The organism is Photobacterium sp. MCCC 1A19761, from assembly GCF_037389125.1.
Taxonomy (GTDB): Bacteria; Pseudomonadota; Gammaproteobacteria; order Enterobacterales; family Vibrionaceae; genus Photobacterium.
In genome coordinates this window covers 1-15,138 of record NZ_JAZGTF010000001.1, presented here as the reverse complement: position 1 = coordinate 15,138, position 15,138 = coordinate 1, and the positions used below count along the sequence as shown (strand labels likewise).

16 protein-coding genes and 1 tRNA gene are annotated in these 15,138 nt (G+C 53.0%); 10 read left to right on the top strand and 7 right to left on the bottom strand.

Annotation, left to right across the window (positions count from 1 at the left end):
• Nucleotide 1: 1 nt before the first annotated feature.
• Nucleotides 2-1,282, bottom strand: coding sequence for an adenosylmethionine--8-amino-7-oxononanoate transaminase (gene bioA / locus VV869_RS00085; RefSeq protein ID WP_337732985.1), 1,281 nt, complete (start codon nt 1,280-1,282; stop codon nt 2-4).
• A 197-nt stretch (nt 1,283-1,479) separates the two neighbouring features.
• On the opposite strand from bioA, the gene bioB reads away from it, so the two are divergent.
• Nucleotides 1,480-2,532: a biotin synthase BioB gene (bioB, locus tag VV869_RS00080; protein ID WP_337732984.1), complete on the top strand. Its 1,053-nt coding sequence runs from the start codon at nt 1,480-1,482 to the stop codon at nt 2,530-2,532.
• Complete coding sequence (gene bioF, locus VV869_RS00075) at nt 2,519-3,676, top strand: 8-amino-7-oxononanoate synthase (protein ID WP_337732983.1); 1,158 nt, start codon at nt 2,519-2,521, stop codon at nt 3,674-3,676. Before bioB ends, bioF begins: the two co-directional genes overlap by 14 nt.
• Nucleotides 3,677-3,725: 49 nt before the next feature.
• Here the strand turns inward: bioF and VV869_RS00070 are convergent, their stop codons facing one another.
• Entirely contained in the window at nt 3,726-3,887 is a 162-nt protein-coding gene (locus VV869_RS00070; protein ID WP_337733470.1) for a hypothetical protein, read from the bottom strand.
• On the opposite strand from VV869_RS00070, the gene bioC reads away from it, so the two are divergent.
• Both bioC and bioD read left to right on the top strand, forming a co-directional pair.
• The gene (bioC, locus tag VV869_RS00065; RefSeq protein WP_337733448.1) at nt 3,813-4,571 is read left to right on the top strand and encodes a malonyl-ACP O-methyltransferase BioC; all 759 of its coding nucleotides are present in this window, start codon (nt 3,813-3,815) and stop codon (nt 4,569-4,571) included. The two genes, VV869_RS00070 and bioC, sit on opposite strands and share 75 nt — an antisense overlap.
• Nucleotides 4,564-5,256 (top strand): dethiobiotin synthase, encoded by a 693-nt coding sequence (gene bioD / locus VV869_RS00060; protein ID WP_337732982.1) that lies wholly within the window; start codon nt 4,564-4,566, stop codon nt 5,254-5,256. The genes bioC and bioD overlap by 8 nt, the downstream gene beginning before the upstream one ends.
• Nucleotides 5,257-5,420: 164 nt before the next feature.
• On the opposite strand, the gene VV869_RS00055 is transcribed toward bioD, so the two are convergent.
• Both VV869_RS00055 and VV869_RS00050 read right to left on the bottom strand, forming a co-directional pair.
• Nucleotides 5,421-6,086 (bottom strand): hypothetical protein, encoded by a 666-nt coding sequence (locus VV869_RS00055; protein WP_337732981.1) that lies wholly within the window; start codon nt 6,084-6,086, stop codon nt 5,421-5,423.
• Between the two features lie 232 nt (nt 6,087-6,318).
• Nucleotides 6,319-6,477 carry a hypothetical protein gene (locus VV869_RS00050; RefSeq protein ID WP_337732980.1) on the bottom strand — a complete coding sequence of 53 codons (159 nt, stop codon included), beginning with the start codon at nt 6,475-6,477 and terminating at the stop codon, nt 6,319-6,321.
• Between the two features lie 329 nt (nt 6,478-6,806).
• Here VV869_RS00050 and htpX point away from each other — a divergent pair, with 329 nt between their 5' ends.
• Nucleotides 6,807-7,685, top strand: a complete 879-nt coding sequence (htpX, locus tag VV869_RS00045; protein ID WP_337732979.1) for a protease HtpX — start codon at nt 6,807-6,809, stop codon at nt 7,683-7,685.
• 140 nt (nt 7,686-7,825) lie between these two features.
• Here the strand turns inward: htpX and VV869_RS00040 are convergent, their stop codons facing one another.
• On the bottom strand, nt 7,826-8,932 hold the full coding sequence (locus VV869_RS00040; protein WP_443147285.1) for a PQQ-dependent sugar dehydrogenase: 1,107 nt from the start codon (nt 8,930-8,932) through the stop codon (nt 7,826-7,828).
• Nucleotides 8,933-9,079: 147 nt separating this feature from the next.
• Nucleotides 9,080-10,531: an aminotransferase-like domain-containing protein gene (locus VV869_RS00035; protein ID WP_337732977.1), complete on the bottom strand. Its 1,452-nt coding sequence runs from the start codon at nt 10,529-10,531 to the stop codon at nt 9,080-9,082.
• 113 nt (nt 10,532-10,644) lie between these two features.
• Here VV869_RS00035 and VV869_RS00030 point away from each other — a divergent pair, with 113 nt between their 5' ends.
• The 3 genes from VV869_RS00030 (at nt 10,645) to VV869_RS00020 (ending at nt 12,128) form a co-directional block, all read left to right on the top strand.
• The gene (locus tag VV869_RS00030) at nt 10,645-11,550 is read left to right on the top strand and encodes a DMT family transporter (protein WP_337732976.1); all 906 of its coding nucleotides are present in this window, start codon (nt 10,645-10,647) and stop codon (nt 11,548-11,550) included.
• 117 nt (nt 11,551-11,667) lie between these two features.
• Nucleotides 11,668-11,758: transfer RNA gene (locus tag VV869_RS00025), tRNA-Ser, on the top strand.
• Between the two features lie 79 nt (nt 11,759-11,837).
• Nucleotides 11,838-12,128 carry a DUF6538 domain-containing protein gene (locus VV869_RS00020; RefSeq protein ID WP_337732975.1) on the top strand — a complete coding sequence of 97 codons (291 nt, stop codon included), beginning with the start codon at nt 11,838-11,840 and terminating at the stop codon, nt 12,126-12,128.
• Between the two features lie 34 nt (nt 12,129-12,162).
• Here VV869_RS00020 and VV869_RS00015 read toward each other — a convergent pair.
• Nucleotides 12,163-13,238, bottom strand: a protein-coding gene (locus tag VV869_RS00015; protein WP_337732974.1) for an IS3 family transposase whose coding sequence is annotated in 2 segments (ribosomal slippage) — nt 12,163-12,986 and nt 12,986-13,238 — 1,077 coding nt in all. Because the reading frame shifts where the segments join, the coding sequence is not laid out codon by codon here.
• Nucleotides 13,239-13,330: 92 nt separating this feature from the next.
• On the opposite strand from VV869_RS00015, the gene VV869_RS00010 reads away from it, so the two are divergent.
• Nucleotides 13,331-14,614, top strand: a complete 1,284-nt coding sequence (locus VV869_RS00010) for a hypothetical protein (protein WP_337732973.1) — start codon at nt 13,331-13,333, stop codon at nt 14,612-14,614.
• A 92-nt stretch (nt 14,615-14,706) separates the two neighbouring features.
• Nucleotides 14,707-15,027: a DNA-binding protein gene (locus tag VV869_RS00005; RefSeq protein ID WP_337732972.1), complete on the top strand. Its 321-nt coding sequence runs from the start codon at nt 14,707-14,709 to the stop codon at nt 15,025-15,027.
• The last annotated feature ends 111 nt before the right edge of the window (nt 15,028-15,138 follow it).

Below are 15,138 nucleotides of genomic sequence, written 5' to 3'. Positions count from 1 at the left end.
ACTAGCTGAGAGTTATCAAAATTGCGGAAGTAAGACGGCTAAGTTCCTGTGGATTAATGATAAATGGAGGCATGATGTAGACAAGTGTGCCAAAAGGGCGAATCCAGACACCCGCGTCTACAAAACGCTGCTGAATTTCCGCCAGCTCGACCGGCTCATACAGCTCGACTACCCCGATCGCGCCCAGCCAGCGCACATCTTTTACTTTGTCCAGTTTGCCGATTTCAGGCAAGGTTTCCGCCAACTGTTTCTCAATACTTTCAACTTGTTGTTGCCACTCACCGGTTTGCAGCAGGGCCAAACTGGCGTTGGCGACGGCACAGGCCAGCGGGTTACCCATAAAGGTCGGTCCATGCATAAAGCAACCGGCGGCGCCGCTGCACACGGTATCGGCCACGTGCTTGGTGGTCAGGGTGGCCGACAGGGTCATGTAGCCGCCGGTTAGGGCTTTGCCGACACAGAGGATATCCGGGCTGATCCCGGCATGTTCGCAGGCAAAAAGTTTCCCGGTGCGGCCGAATCCGGTTGCAATCTCATCGGCAATCAGCAGCACACCATAGGTGTCGCACAGCTCACGAACCCGCTTGAGGTAGGTTGGGTGGTAGAGCCGCATGCCGCCGGCGCCCTGGACAATCGGCTCAAGAATCACCGCGGCGACCTCCTGGTGATGGGCGGCCAGCTGCGTCGCAAAATCCTGGATGTCGTCTTCCTGCCAGGCCTCACCAAAGCGGGTGGTCGGCGAGTCGGCAAAGATATGTTCGGGCAGAAAGCCTTTGTACAGGCCGTGCATGGAGTTATCCGGATCGGTGACTGACATCGCGGCGAAGGTATCCCCATGGTAGCCATGACGCAGGGTCAGGAACTTGGGCCGCTGCTCCCCTCTGGTATGCCAGTATTGCAAGGCCATTTTCAGCGCCACCTCGACAGCCACCGAGCCCGAATCCGCCAGGAACACTTGCTGTAATGGCTCGGGGGTCATCTCGACCAGCTTGCGGCACAGCTCGACGGCGGGCTGGTGGGTGATCCCGCCAAACATCACATGGGACATCTGATCGATTTGTGCTTTGGCTGCGGCGTTGAGTTGCGGGTGGTTGTAGCCGTGGATCGCCGCCCACCAGGAGGACATGCCGTCAACCAGCTCCCGGCCGTCTTCCAGTCGCAGATAGACGCCGCTGGCGCTTTCTACCGGATAGCAAGGCAATGGGTTGAGGGTGGAAGTGTAGGGATGCCAGACATGCTGCTGGTCAAAATCTAAATCGATCGGGGTGGTTGTTTTTTGCACAGATGTAAACCTACGTGTTCTCCTGTAGTTGACAGTCTACTAAGGAACAGTAGACTAGCCAAGCATAAACCCTGTCTGAATCGCGGTTTAATCTGCTGATTCGAGAAGAAATAGAATAAAACCATTTGCTGTTCGGTCTCTGGCCCTATTTGAAGTTACTGGTGCCGAACTGTCTTAAACCTGAGAGGTGATTACACGTGGAAGTACGTCACGATTGGACAGTCGAGGAAGTACAAGCGCTATTCGACAAACCGTTTATGGATCTGGTGTTTGAAGCCCAACAAGTGCACCGCCAGCATCATGAGCCGAACAAAGTTCAGGTCAGCACCCTGCTGTCCATTAAGACCGGTGCCTGCCCCGAAGACTGTAAGTACTGCCCGCAAAGCGCCCACTACCGCACCGATGTCGAGCGTGAGCGTCTGCTGGAAGTGGAACGGGTGTTAGATGCCGCCGGGAAAGCCAAAGCCTCCGGCGCGACCCGTTTCTGTATGGGCGCCGCCTGGAAAAACCCGAAAGAGCGTGACATGCCGTACCTGCTGGAGATGGTCCGTGGCGTGAAGTCGATGGGGCTGGAAACCTGTATGACGCTGGGGATGATCACCGGCGATCAGGCCAACGAGCTGGCGGGTGCCGGTCTGGATTACTACAACCATAACCTCGACACCTCGCCGGAATATTACGGCAACATCATCACCACCCGAACCTACCAGGATCGTCTGGATACGCTGGGCCATGTCCGTGATGCCGGGATGAAGATTTGCTCGGGCGGCATTATCGGCATGGGAGAAAGTGATCGTGACCGTGCCGCGCTGTTGGTAGAACTGGCAAACCTGCCGACGCACCCGGAGAGTGTGCCGATCAACATGCTGGTCAAAGTCAAAGGCACGCCGCTGGAAAAAGTTGATGATGTGGATCCGTTCGATTTCATTCGCATTATTGCCGTTGCCCGGATCATCATGCCGCAATCAGCCGTACGCTTGTCGGCCGGCCGGGAAGATATGAACGAGCAAATGCAGGCGTTGTGCTTTATGGCCGGGGCCAACTCGGTGTTCTACGGCTGCAAGCTGCTGACCACGCCGAACCCGGGTGAAGACAAAGACATGCAGCTGTTTGCCAAACTGGGCATTAACCGCCAGGAGCAGGCAGCCAAACCGGATGAAATTCAGGAGCAGGAGCTTCTCGGTCAGGTGGCACAGCGTGTGGCAGCCCGCCCGACGAAAGACGATCTGTTCTACGATGCCTCGCTTTAAGCAGCGTATCGAGCAGGCGCTGGGTGAACGTCAAGCCCAGGGCCTGTATCGGCAGCGGACTTGCCTCGCCCGCTCAGTATCCCAGACCCGGGGGCCAAACGGCGCCCTGGTCAATTTCTCCAGCAACGATTATCTGGGGCTGGCACAAGAGCCCGAACTCATTACTGCCTGGCAGGCCGGGCTGTCGAAATACGGTGCCGGGAGCGGTGCTTCTCCTTTAGTGACCGGCTTTCAGGAACCGCACCGGGCGCTGGAAGCCCAATTGGCTGACTGGCTGGGTTTTGAACGCGCGTTGCTGTTCAGCAGCGGTTTCAGTGCCAACCAAGCGTTGTTGTTTGCCTTGCTCCAGTCGGATGACCTCTTACTTCAGGACAAGCTGAATCATGCGTCGCTGATGGAAGCCGGGAGCCTGTCACCGGCAACGATGCGCCGTTTTCCCCATAATGATACCCGGGCGTTACAGCGTCTGCTGACCCGTTCTGATGCCGTTGCCGGGGACCGTTTGGTGATCACGGAAGGGGTGTTCAGCATGGACGGGGATCTGGCCCCGCTGGCTGAAATTCACACCCTGACCCAAGCGCACCAAAGCTGGCTGGCCGTTGACGATGCGCACGGTTGCGGCGTGCTCGGGGAAGAAGGCCGGGGCAGTTGTGACTTCGCCGGGATCCATCCTGATATTCTCATCGTGACGTTCGGCAAGGCGTTCGGGCTGCAGGGGGCGGCTATTCTGTGCGATCAAGACACGGCTGAGTATCTGGTGCAGTTCGCGCGACATTTTATTTATTCCACGGCGATGCCACCGGCGCAGGCGTATGCGCTCGGCACCGCTTGCCAGTTGATCCGTCGGGATCAGTGGCGACGGGACAAGCTGGCAGAGCTGAGTGCGCTGCTCAGTGAGCGGGTTGATCCGGCCATTGCGCTACAACCGACGCCAACCCCGATTAAGCCATTGATCATTGGCGACAGTGAGCGTGCTGTTGCCGTCTCGGCGGCCCTGCGGGAGCGGGGAGTTTGGGTCAGCGCGATCCGCCCGCCAACGGTGCCTGCCAATACGGCGCGGCTGCGGATCACGTTAACCGCAGCGCACAGCCAGGCCGATGTTGTGGCCCTGGCCAATCATATCAATGAGGTGATTCATGACTAACGGAATGAATGCGGTCACTCAGACGCTGAGCCCGGCTCAGCACTTAAACTCACAGCATCCAACCCCACAGCACCCAAACCCACAGCACCCAAACCCACAGTGCCCAGGCCCACAGCAGCCCCACGATAAACAGGCCATCGCCGAGGCCTTTGGTCGCGCTGCTGACCATTATGATCAGGCGGCGGCCTTTCAACGCCGGGTAGGGCATCATTTGCTCGAACAACTCCCGGCAGTTTGTCGGGCCGGGAGCAAGGCCCTGGATTTGGGCTGCGGTACCGGGTATTTCACCGAGCAGCTGCTGGCGCGCGGTTATCAGGTGTGCGCGGCTGATTTGTCGGTGCAGATGCTGGCCAAGGCCGAGCAACGCTGCGGTGCGCGGGCCCGTTACCTGGAGGCCGACGCGGAGGCGCTGCCGCTGGCCGACAATCAGTTTGATGTCGCTTTCAGCAGTCTGGCGCTGCAATGGTGTGACGATCTGGCAACGCCGCTCAAAGAGCTGAAGCGGGTGGTCCGGCCGGGCGGTGTGATTGCTTTTACTACCCTGGTGGACGGCTCGCTGTATGAGCTGGCGAAGGCGTGGGAAGAGGTTGATGCACGTCAACATGTGAACCAGTTTCTGTCGCAAAAGGACATAAACCTTGCGCTGGCGCAAGTAGGATGGGCGGCAGATCTCCTAGACTTTTTGCCTATCACCATGCATTACCAGACGGCAGTCGAGCTGATGAAAGATCTGAAAGGGATCGGCGCGACACATTTACATCAGGCACGAAAATCAGGTCTCGCCGGGCGTCAAACCATTCGCGCCGTCGAGCGTGCTTACGATGCGTTTCGTGACAGCAGCGGACAGTTGCCGGCTACCTACCAAGTCTGTTTTGGAGTAATCACGAATGACTAAGGCTTTTTTCATTGCCGGAACGGATACCGATGTCGGCAAGACGGTTGCATCCCGGGCGATTTTACATGCAGCCGACAAGGCGAATATTCAAATCGCCGGATACAAACCGGTCGCTTCGGGAAGCCAGATCACTGAAGACGGGATCCGTAACTCCGATGCACTTTATTTGCAGCAAGCCTCCGTGGTGCCACTCACTTATGATGAAGTGAACCCCTATGCGTTCGAGGCGCCGATTTCACCACATCTGGCTTCAGCGCAGGAAAATCGGCCGATTGATTTTGCCGTTCTGTCTCAGGGGCTGGCACATCTGAAGGCCAAATCAGAGGTGGTGCTGGTGGAAGGTGCCGGGGGCTGGCGGGTGCCGGTTACCCACGACGTGTGCCTGTCGAGCTGGGTAAAACAGGAACAGTTACCCGTGGTGCTGGTGGTCGGCGTAAAGCTGGGTTGCTTGAGCCATGCCATGCTGACGGCAGAAGCGATTGAGCGTGATGGACTCGAGATGGTGGGTTGGGTCGCTAACCGAATTAATCCGGGCACAGAGCACTACGCAGAAATTATTCAGATGCTGGAGCAGAAGCTGCCGGGGAAAAAGCTGGGTGAGATCCCGTACATGCCGGGGATCAAAAAGCGCAACCTGGCTGACTATATCGATTTGGCGCCGCTTGGACTGACTGTCGAGGCATAAAGCCTGCCGGACGGGACGCAGAACCGCAAATACAGAAAAACCCTGCAGCGTATGTTGCAGGGTTTTGTCGTAATAGAGGATGATCATTGCCGTGCCGAACAGTGCGGGTTGTCGGTCGCACTATCGATCTACATTAATCATCCTTCAATCATCGCAATTGGGGATCAACGGGACTTGTTCATCAGGGCCGGCAGGCAGTACCAGGCTGCCGCAAACGCAATCAGGCTATAGGCCAGCAGTTCAACCCCTTCCTCTGCCAGGTTTTTCACCGGTCGCATATAGGCATCCTGCATCAGCGCTTGCCACAGCTCCCCCATGCCGAACAGGCGGGCAAACACCAGCAAAGTCGCCATCCCGGCCAGCATCAGGCCGAAGCTGCGGTGCTGAGCGTAATCGATCAGCGGCTTGAGGGTGACGGCTTTATGTCGCACCGCGAAGATAATGGCACTGGTTGCCAGCAACCAGGCCGGATATTTCCAGAAACCGTGGCTGATTTGATCAAACACTGCGTCGAGTTCACGGATCATCAGGATGTAGAAAAAGGCACTGGCTAACACGGCAAACCCACGTTGACTGGGGCGACGGAACGCCACGGCGGCAAATAAGCTGCCGGCCAGAAACAGGTAGGTTTCCTGGAGGTATTCAATCAGTGAGTTTTCACCGGCGTAGGCGTTGAGGTCAGCCACTTCCAGATGAATCACCACTGCTGATGCCGCCAGTAACAGTGCCAGAGTAAAGAACAGCGCTGCCGGCAGAATCATCGGATTCAGGGTCTGGGCCGGAATACGTCGACTCTGTGAAGGTTCTGTATTAATCAAAGTAGATTGCATAGTACGCACCATTTCGCTTGCCCGGAGGACATCCTGGTCGCCTTGGGAGCAGATCGTATGACAAATGAATGGGGCGATTATGCTGAGCAGATGCTGAATGCGACCTGTACTGAAAGGGTGATGTTGATCGCATGAATCAGGGCGGTGAATGGCGGTTCTGTCATTACTTTGAAATAAAACGCCCTCGCAAAAGCAAGGGCGTAAATCTCTCGATGATTGCTGTGGGGCGCTATTAACTGTCCTGGGTTAGTTTCAGCAGAGCTTCGTGGGCATCTGACCGGGACGTCTTGGCTGCATCAATACCCAGCTCACGATGGGCTTCGTCAGTAGTCATCCCCAGATGACAGCGCAGGATGTCAATCGCGACTTGGTAGTTCTGGTGATCGGCCATCATTCCTCCATGAAATTTGACAACATATGCAGTTCAAAAAGTATGCTTGTGACGATAGTAGAACGTCTGATGACTTGCAATAAGACTAAAGTCTAAACCCGCCCTTGTTTGAGTCCGGTCACGGGATGTCTGGGATCTCAGATGCCTGCGTCTGGATTTCTATTGGGCCGGGCACCCGCTCTCAACGAGCAGTGCCCTTACGAAACGTAACAATTTCCTCCTTTCCCTTGTAATTACTTTGAACGACCATACTATTAATATTCCTATAAGGTGTTCCCTTATATTGCTGAACAACAGCTCTTTCTGATTGATTGGAGAAAATAACAAATATGAAGCGCATTGCATTATTCCTGGCAACGAACCTTGCCGTGATGCTGGTCTTCAGTGTAGTCCTGAACGTGATTTACGCTTTTACCGATTTGCAGCCAGGCAGTCTGAATGGTTTGCTGGTAATGGCAGCGCTGTTCGGGTTTGGTGGTTCGCTGATTTCCCTGTTCTTGTCGAAGTCGATGGCGCTGCGTTCTGTCGGCGGGATGGTGATTGAACATCCGCGCAATGAAACGGAGCACTGGCTGATGGAAACCGTGTCCCGCCAGGCGCAGCAGGCAGGCATAGGCATGCCGACGGTTGCGATTTACGATTCGGCAGATATCAACGCATTCGCGACGGGCGCCAAGCGGGATGACTCACTGGTCGCTGTGTCGACTGGCCTGCTGCACAGCATGACCCGGGATGAAGCGGAAGCGGTTCTGGCGCACGAAGTCAGCCACATTGCCAACGGTGACATGATCACCATGACCCTGATGCAAGGGGTGGTGAATACCTTCGTGATCTTTATCTCTCGTTTGATCGCCGGGGCGATCAGCGGCGTGAATGACGAGGAAGGTGAAGGCGAAGGCGGCAGCTTCCTGGCTTATTTTGTGGTCTCGACCATCCTGGAAATTCTGTTTGGTTTCCTGGCGAGCATCCTGACCATGTGGTTCAGCCGTCATCGTGAATTCCGGGCGGATGCCGGTTCGGCGAAACTGGTTGGCCGCGACAAGATGATTGCAGCGCTGGAGCGCCTGAAAGTGAGTCACGAATCGCAACTGGAAGGTTCGATGATGGCGTTCGGGATCAACGGTAAGAAATCGCTGTCTGAGCTGTTCATGTCGCACCCGCCGCTGGAAAAACGTATTGACGCCCTGCGTCGTGGTGAATACAAGTAATTCAGCCTGACATGTTGATGATGAAGGCCCTCTGACCGGTTTGGTCAGAGGGCCTTGTTGTTTGTGAGACGGAGAAGAGAAGTCGAAAAGAGGCACTGAAATGAGAGCGAAAAGGGCTACTGAAATAGGAGCGGCTCATTTTACCCGGCAGGCGCAAGGCGATACAGGTTGCCGCTGTCGGTGGCAAAATAAATCCAGCCCTCGGGGCTTTGTAGCAGGGCCCGAATGCGCTCATTTAACGCCCCGACCAAGCGTTCGGTTTCTTGCGTGTTTCCCTCATCGCTGACCGCGATCCGGTTGATATGCTGGAGTTTCAGCGCCCCGGCAAACAGGTTCCCGCGCCATTTCGGAAATGCATCGCCGGTGTAGAGCAGCAAGCTGCCCGGCGCAATAGACGGCACATAGACGGTCCGCGGCGACTCAATTCCGGGCTTTTCCTCAGCTTCCCCGACATCCAACGGTCCCCAGTATTCCTTGCCGTGCGAGGTCACCGGCCAGCCGTAATTGCGCCCCTTCAGGATCAGGTTGATCTCATCACCACCGCGCGGCCCGTGTTCGATGGCCCACAGACGTTGGTGCTCGGGATCGTAGGCCAGCCCCTGTGGATTCCGGTGGCCGTAACTCCAGATTTCAGGGTGGGCCGGGGCCTGATTGACAAAGGGATTACTGCCGGGCACGGAGCCATCCAGATACAACCGAAGGATACTACCGGCATGGGTTGTCAGATCCTGGCCGTTCGGCCGCTCCCCGCGATCGCCGACCGAAAAAAACACATGTCCCTGCTGATCAAAAGCAATCCGGCTGCCGAAGTGACGGCTGGTCGAAGTCGCGGAGTCGGTCACCAGCAGATCCTGCCAGTTGGTGAGGCTGTTTTGCGTCAGGCGTGCTCTGGCCAGCGCGGTCACGGCACCGGCTTGGGTGGGTTTACTGTAGGTAAAATACAGGCAGGGTTGGTGGCCGATCGACAGGGAATTCGGACTGATCGCGACATCCAGCAATCCCCCCTGGCCCCGATCAGCGACTTCAGGCAGTCCGCTAATTTGGCTTTGTTGTCCGGTATTGAGGTCGAGTTTTATCGCGGTTCCGGGGCGCTGGGTAATGATTAACTGTCCCGGTGCGATCCAGGCCATGCCCCAGGGGGAACCCAGGCCGCCTGTGACTTTGGTGACCTCCCAGCGCTGACCTTCACTGACGCCTTGCAGAGCCGGGGCTGCAAAACTCTGCAGCGGGATCAGGACCAGGGCCAACCAGCCCCAGGCGATGACGTGCACTTTCCCTTGAGGTCGAGTCAAAGATCTTTCTCGGAACCAAGTCCGAATCCAGTGGGTATTCATGGTTACCTTCCTTTGGCGGTGCAGGTGATTGACGGTTCACGGTGTTGGTTAAGCCTAACATCAATGCCGTGCCTGTGGTGACCTTGCTTGTGGTGAGCTTGTCGGCCGGAGATGTGTTGCGATGATCTCCGCCAGACTGCGAAGTCCGTCATGCCAGCGTGGTGTTTCTGCAAATGAAGCAAAACTCAGGCGCAGGCAGTGTTGATAATGCGGTTGGGTGCTGAACATGCTGCCGGGCAGAATGCTGATATCCCGTGCCAGAGCCTGCTGATAAAGCACTTCACTATCCGCGTGCTCGGGCAGGGCGAGCCAGCACAGAAACCCGCCTTCGGGCTGGCTGAGCTGATACTGCCCTCGTAGCCAGGGATATTGGTCGAGCGATTCACACAGCACCTGGGCAAATTGGCGCTGTTTTCGGGCGTAGCTGCGACGAATTTTGCCTAAATGCTGGCGATACTTGCCGCTACTGAGGAAGGCCCCGACGGCAGATTGCATCAGGTTCAGGCTCCCCATGTTATCGGTCATCAACCGCTTTTCGATCACCGGCTGGTATTTTCCGGCAATCACCCAGCCGATCCGCAATCGTGAATCCAGGGTTTTGGACAGGGAGTTACAATAGATCACCCGATCCTGATCATCCAGCGCTTTGAGCGGGGGCGGGCGACGCCCGTAGGCCAGATCGCCGAACACGTCGTCTTCGATGATCGGGATTTCACCGGTCATGGCGAGAAACTGACGGCGATCCGGCTCCGACATCAGATACCCGGTCGGGTTATTGAAGCTGGGGTTGAGGATAATGGCGGTCACCGGCCAGTTGTCGAGTGCCTGCGCCAAGGCCGGAAGATCAATCCCGTGGCTGGGACTGGCCGGGATTTCAATCACCTGTAATCCCAGCGATTCGAGCAACAGCAGGTTGCCGAAGTAACATGGCGATTCGACCAGCACAATATCGCCCGGCCGGGTCAGGGCTTGTAAACTGAGGCTGATCGCCTGTTGAGCACCGTGGGTGATTAACAAATTTTGTGCTGAAGTGGTGATGCCCAGTTCCTGATTGATATACACCAGCTGGCGCAGCAGAACTTCATTGCCGGGTGGGAGTTGGTAGTGGCTGGGAATATGGGTTTGATAGCGGCTGTGGCGGCCGATTTCGGCATACAGGCTGCGGATGGCCGGAAAGTGGGTATCCGGATGGGCCGATCCGGTCGGCAGCACCTGGCGGCTCGGTGGCAGGCTCATGATGTCTTTGCTCAGCGTCATCAAATCAACATAGCTCGGCTTGGATTGCAGGGCGTGGGCAACGGTTGGTTGGGCAATGACATAGCCGGAGCGGGGGAGCGCTTCAATGCGCTGGTTGGCTTCCAACTGTTGATAGGCACGGATCACGGTATTTTTGCTGATCCCGAGCTGGGTACTCAGCGCGCGGATCGACGGCAGTTTGTCTCCGGGCAGGTAGCTTTGCTTGTCGATCCGCTGGTTGATCAAATCAATCACATCCTGGTACTTCTTGGTCAAAACCGGCTCCTTGCACTCATCTGTACCCTAAAAACTAGTCCAAACTGTCTCTATTTAATTGTTTGTACCTCATTAAAGTCATGTCTTACAAATCAATTTCACGGAAGCAGGTTATGGCGACGCGTTTTATTCCTTTTATTTTTGTCATCTTGTGGAGCTCCGGGTTTATCGGTGCCCGGTATGGCTTACCGTACGCGGAGCCGGCCACTTTTCTTGAGCTGAGAATGCTGGCCAACATCGCGATGTTTCTGATCCTGGCTGCGGTGTTACGGGCCCGGTTACCGACCGGTAAAGCGCTGGGTCATTCGATGGTCGCCGGTTTATTGATCCACGGTTTTTACCTGGGCGGGACGTATCAGGCCATTTCATTGGGGATGCCCGCCGGGCTGTGTTCGCTGTTGGTCGGGCTGCAGCCCATTATCACCGCTGTCCTGATGGTCGGTATCTATAAAGCCCGGATGCGGCAGATGCAGTGGCTCGGGCTAGCATTGGGTTTTATCGGCATCAGCCTGGTCCTGCAAGGGAATATGGTGTGGCAACAGGAAGGGCATCGCGAAGCGGCGTATGTGTTTACTTTGTTCGCCTTGCTCGGGATCACGCTGGGCACCTTGTATCAAAAGCGCTTCTGTCAGGGCGTCGACCTCATTGGTGGGGCGGTATGGCAATATGTGGCGGCAGCCCTGTTGTTTGCGCCAGTCGCACTGTTAACCGAGAGCCGGGTGGTGCAATGGACGCCTGAATTTATCTTTGCTTTGGTCTGGCTGGTGGTCGTACTGTCCGGGGTCGCCATTTTGCTGCTGCTGTATATGGTGAAACATGGCGAGTCGGCCAAAGTTGCCTCAACGTTTTACCTGGCCCCCCCGATGACTGCATTTCAGGCCTGGCTGATGTTCGATGAGTCGTTTGACCAGATAGGCGCAGTGGGTTTCCTGCTGGCAGCGATTGCTGTGTATCTGGTCATCCGGCAGCCGAAAAAGTCAGCACAGTCGATGCCTGAGCTGCAAACACAGCGTCAATAATGGGTGATTTTTGAGACATTATCATCAAGGTACACCCGAACTGTCGGATAACTGAGCACTTAGTCATTTGGGGTGTTTACAGTCTGAACCGGGCTGTGTATCATGCGCCGCACTTACGGAGAGATGGCTGAGTGGTTGAAAGCACCGGTCTTGAAAACCGGCATACGTTTATAGCGTATCTAGGGTTCAAATCCCTATCTCTCCGCCACATTCAAGCCCTTGATTTATCAAGGGCTTTTCTCGTTTTAAGACGATCAAATGTCACCTAATACAAGTAGGTGATACATATGTATTTGATTAAATTGAGCAATAACGTGTTTTATACACGTATTTCCACTCCAGCTATTCTGCAAACTTCTCTGGGTTATCCAAGAGAGATTCGTCTCTCTCTTTTCACTAAATATCGTCGATTAGCTACCAAACGAAATGCTCAGCTTGCTAGTGCGATTCACACGCTACATGAACAAGCTTTAGCAGAAAACATCCCTTATACAGATTTTAAGATTAGCTTATCTACAAAGGTGGCGGAGATTCGCCAACAGTTCTGCTCTAATCTTCCGCATGTAGACAACCGGTAATCCTCCCGTTTTTAACCGCAGTTAAAAGTAGGAGTTAAGCAGCCATCAAAGGTGGTTTCCCTCCGTTGGCCTTGTGTGGTCGCTCATAATTGTAGAACCACAACCATTTTGTTGCATAGTCCTGAACTTCTTCCAGTGAGTCAAACAGATGCTTGCTCACCCAGCTATATCTCATCGTACGATTATGACGTTCAATATACGCGTTTTGTTGTGGATTACCTGGCTGAATATAATCTATTCGTAACCCTTTTCTTTTTGCCCATGCTGTAAACTCATGGGAAATGAACTCGGGACCATTATCACAACGAATGGCAACTGGTGTGTCACGCCATTCTAAAAGCTGTTCCAAAACTCTAATCACACGCAGTGCCGGCAGCGAAAAGCCTGCTTCAATCGCGATACCTTCACGACGGAAGTCATCGATGATATTGAGTAGCCTATAGTTCCGTCCATCCGACAGTTGATCATGCATAAAGTCCAACGACCAGACTTGATCGGCGCGCGTCGGCTCTTTCAATGGCTCCGGCTTGTTTCGGTTGAGCCTTCTCCGGGGACGTATCCGCAGGTTTAGTGCCAACTCACAATAGATACGGTAAACCCGCTTATGATTCCACAGGAAGCCTTTAACATTGCGCAAATAATCAAAACATAGCCCGAAGCCCCAGTCACTTTGCTCAGAAGTGAGTGTGACAAGCCATTGAGCTATCTCAGCGTTTTCCGTTGCCATCTTAGGCTGATAACGGTACCCGGTTTCGCTGATGCCGAACCACCGGCAAGCCTTGCGAATGCTAATTGAAAATCGCGCCACCGAATGCTGAGCAAGCAAGCGCCGCTCACAGGGCTTTACCACTTTTTTTCCATGGCGTCTTTGATGACTTCTGCCTTGAGGCGCTCCTCGGCATACATCTTTTTCAAACGACGGTTTTCATCTTCCAATTCTTTCAGCCGCGTCATGAGAGAGGCATCCATACCACCGTATTTGGCGCGCCACTTATAGAAAGTAGCACTGCTCATACCATGTTCGCGGCAGAGTTCTGGCACAGGTGTACCTGCTTCTGCCTGTTTTAAGATCGCTAGGATCTGACTGTCCGTGTACCGTGATTTTTTCATGCAGAATCTCCTTTCGTTTAGGTTACGAGAAAATTCTACTTTTTACTGCTGTTATTTTTCGGGGGGATTACCAAGCTGAGCGGCTTGAACTCTTGTATAAGATTGTTCCACAGCCACGTATTCACAACCAATTAAAGCTTCAAACACAGCAGCGCCAGTATCGCCGCAAAATGAAAAACGCAATAGATAGTGAAATCAAAAGTGGTAACACGGATGCTGCTAAGTTTTTGCAGAGTATTTTAGAGACTGATGGTCATGTTTCGTACTCATCTATTCAGAAGTTTTCTCTTCTGACAATGCAGCGCAAGAAACAGCGTCTCAAGATGCTAGAGACTTATCTGAACGCTCACAATCAACTACAACACAGAGCGCCGACTAATAACATATTCATCCAAGGAGGGATTTTTAAGATCCCTCACCGATGGGAGGTTGGTAGTGATCTGGTGAATGCTTCGGATTATATCGAGTTCACTCGACTATTCCTTGTTCATTATTTCCCAGACTATGAAATTAAAACAATTATTTGCCATGACGATGAAAGGGATAAAAACCAAAACACAGGGTGCCACACACATTATTTTTTATCTGCGTTGAATCAGAAAACCAACAAATTTGATCTTCACAAACGCCAAATACAAGTTGTGAGCGAATACATAGAAAAAGTTACAGGGGTAAAGGATTTCTTTCCTAGTAACTCAAAGTTGACCCGTGAAGAGACGCAAGACCTTGGGCATTACTTTCAACGAATGGTTCAGGATTTTGCGAATGAACATTTGTGTCGTTCAAAGGGGTTGTTAGTTGAGTTTTCTACTGAAACAGAAAGGAGATCAAAGCAGCGTAAAGAAATGGATCAGCAAGCAAAACTTCCGAAAAGCCAAAGAAAAAACAACTTAAATAATTACTTGCTCAAAAGACAAGAAATACTACGCAAGGAACTCGCTAGTGATATTGAAGCTGAAAGGAGTGAACTAGACGATATTAAAACGCAAGTTGCTATTTCTACAGGCGAAAACGAAATGATCAATGAACTAAAAAGGCAAAATAGCCGAGATATTTTTGCTGAGAAAAAAGAAATCGTTCAATTGCGTGCTGAAAAGCACGCTTTAGAAAAGTTAGTTCAAAACTTAAAAGATGACATCATCCGTCCTTTAAGCAAGTTTTGCCAGTCAGTTTTCTTGGGTTTGAAAGCTAAAGAATCAGGTCAATCACGGATGGTTGAATCATTCTTAGATAACGCAATGAAAGACATGTTGAACCTACCACCCAGCATGCAGGTTAAAGCAAAGCTGCTGTTGGAATCAGTAGAACTGCGCAAAAGTAATCTTGAGCGCTATAAGACCGACAAAAAGTCAGAAAACGATACGTTCGAAAGATAAGTTAGTTAAGTTCTTAACTTACTAACTTACTAACTTACTAACTTACTAACTTACTAACTTTCATTAAAAAAACAATAATAATGGTGAACAGCATGGCAAGACCGAAAACTTACACTGATGGAGACCTCATCCAAGCCGCTAATGAGCTGATTAGCCTAGGCAAGAAGCCCAGCGGGTGGCGAATTAGAGAGTATTTAAAACGAGGAAAAACCTCTTCAATTCAGGCTGATCTGGAAAAGCTCATTGCTAACGGTAGGATTCCAGAAGCACAAAATGATTCCCCATCAACAACAACTCAAGTAAGAACCTCATATGAGCTACCAGCGGAAATTCAAGAGCTTCTCGAAAGAAAGGAACATGATATCTCCACATCACTTCGAGATATTGTTATCGCTATGAATGTAGTGGCATAGTTAATTTGGCCATCTGATTAGAGGTGATATCATCACCTCGGAAGTTAACAGGTGACACAATGACAAAACGTAGCAGAAGAACATTTAGTCCCGAGTTTAAACTTGAAGCCG

Bases quoted from the DNA above. Each gene is read 5' to 3' on its own strand.
- bioF (WP_337732983.1), top strand. From the start codon at position 2,519: ATGCCTCGCTTTAAGCAGCGTATCGAGCAGGCGCTGGGTGAACGTCAA.
- VV869_RS00070 (WP_337733470.1), bottom strand. From the start codon at position 3,887: ATGATGCCCTACCCGGCGTTGAAAGGCCGCCGCCTGATCATAATGGTC.
- bioD (WP_337732982.1), top strand. From the start codon at position 4,564: ATGACTAAGGCTTTTTTCATTGCCGGAACGGATACCGATGTCGGCAAG.
- VV869_RS00055 (WP_337732981.1), bottom strand. From the start codon at position 6,086: ATGCAATCTACTTTGATTAATACAGAACCTTCACAGAGTCGACGTATT.
- VV869_RS00050 (WP_337732980.1), bottom strand. From the start codon at position 6,477: ATGGCCGATCACCAGAACTACCAAGTCGCGATTGACATCCTGCGCTGT.
- htpX (WP_337732979.1), top strand. From the start codon at position 6,807: ATGAAGCGCATTGCATTATTCCTGGCAACGAACCTTGCCGTGATGCTG.
- VV869_RS00030 (WP_337732976.1), top strand. From the start codon at position 10,645: ATGGCGACGCGTTTTATTCCTTTTATTTTTGTCATCTTGTGGAGCTCC.
- VV869_RS00020 (WP_337732975.1), top strand. From the start codon at position 11,838: ATGTATTTGATTAAATTGAGCAATAACGTGTTTTATACACGTATTTCC.
- VV869_RS00005 (WP_337732972.1), top strand. From the start codon at position 14,707: ATGGCAAGACCGAAAACTTACACTGATGGAGACCTCATCCAAGCCGCT.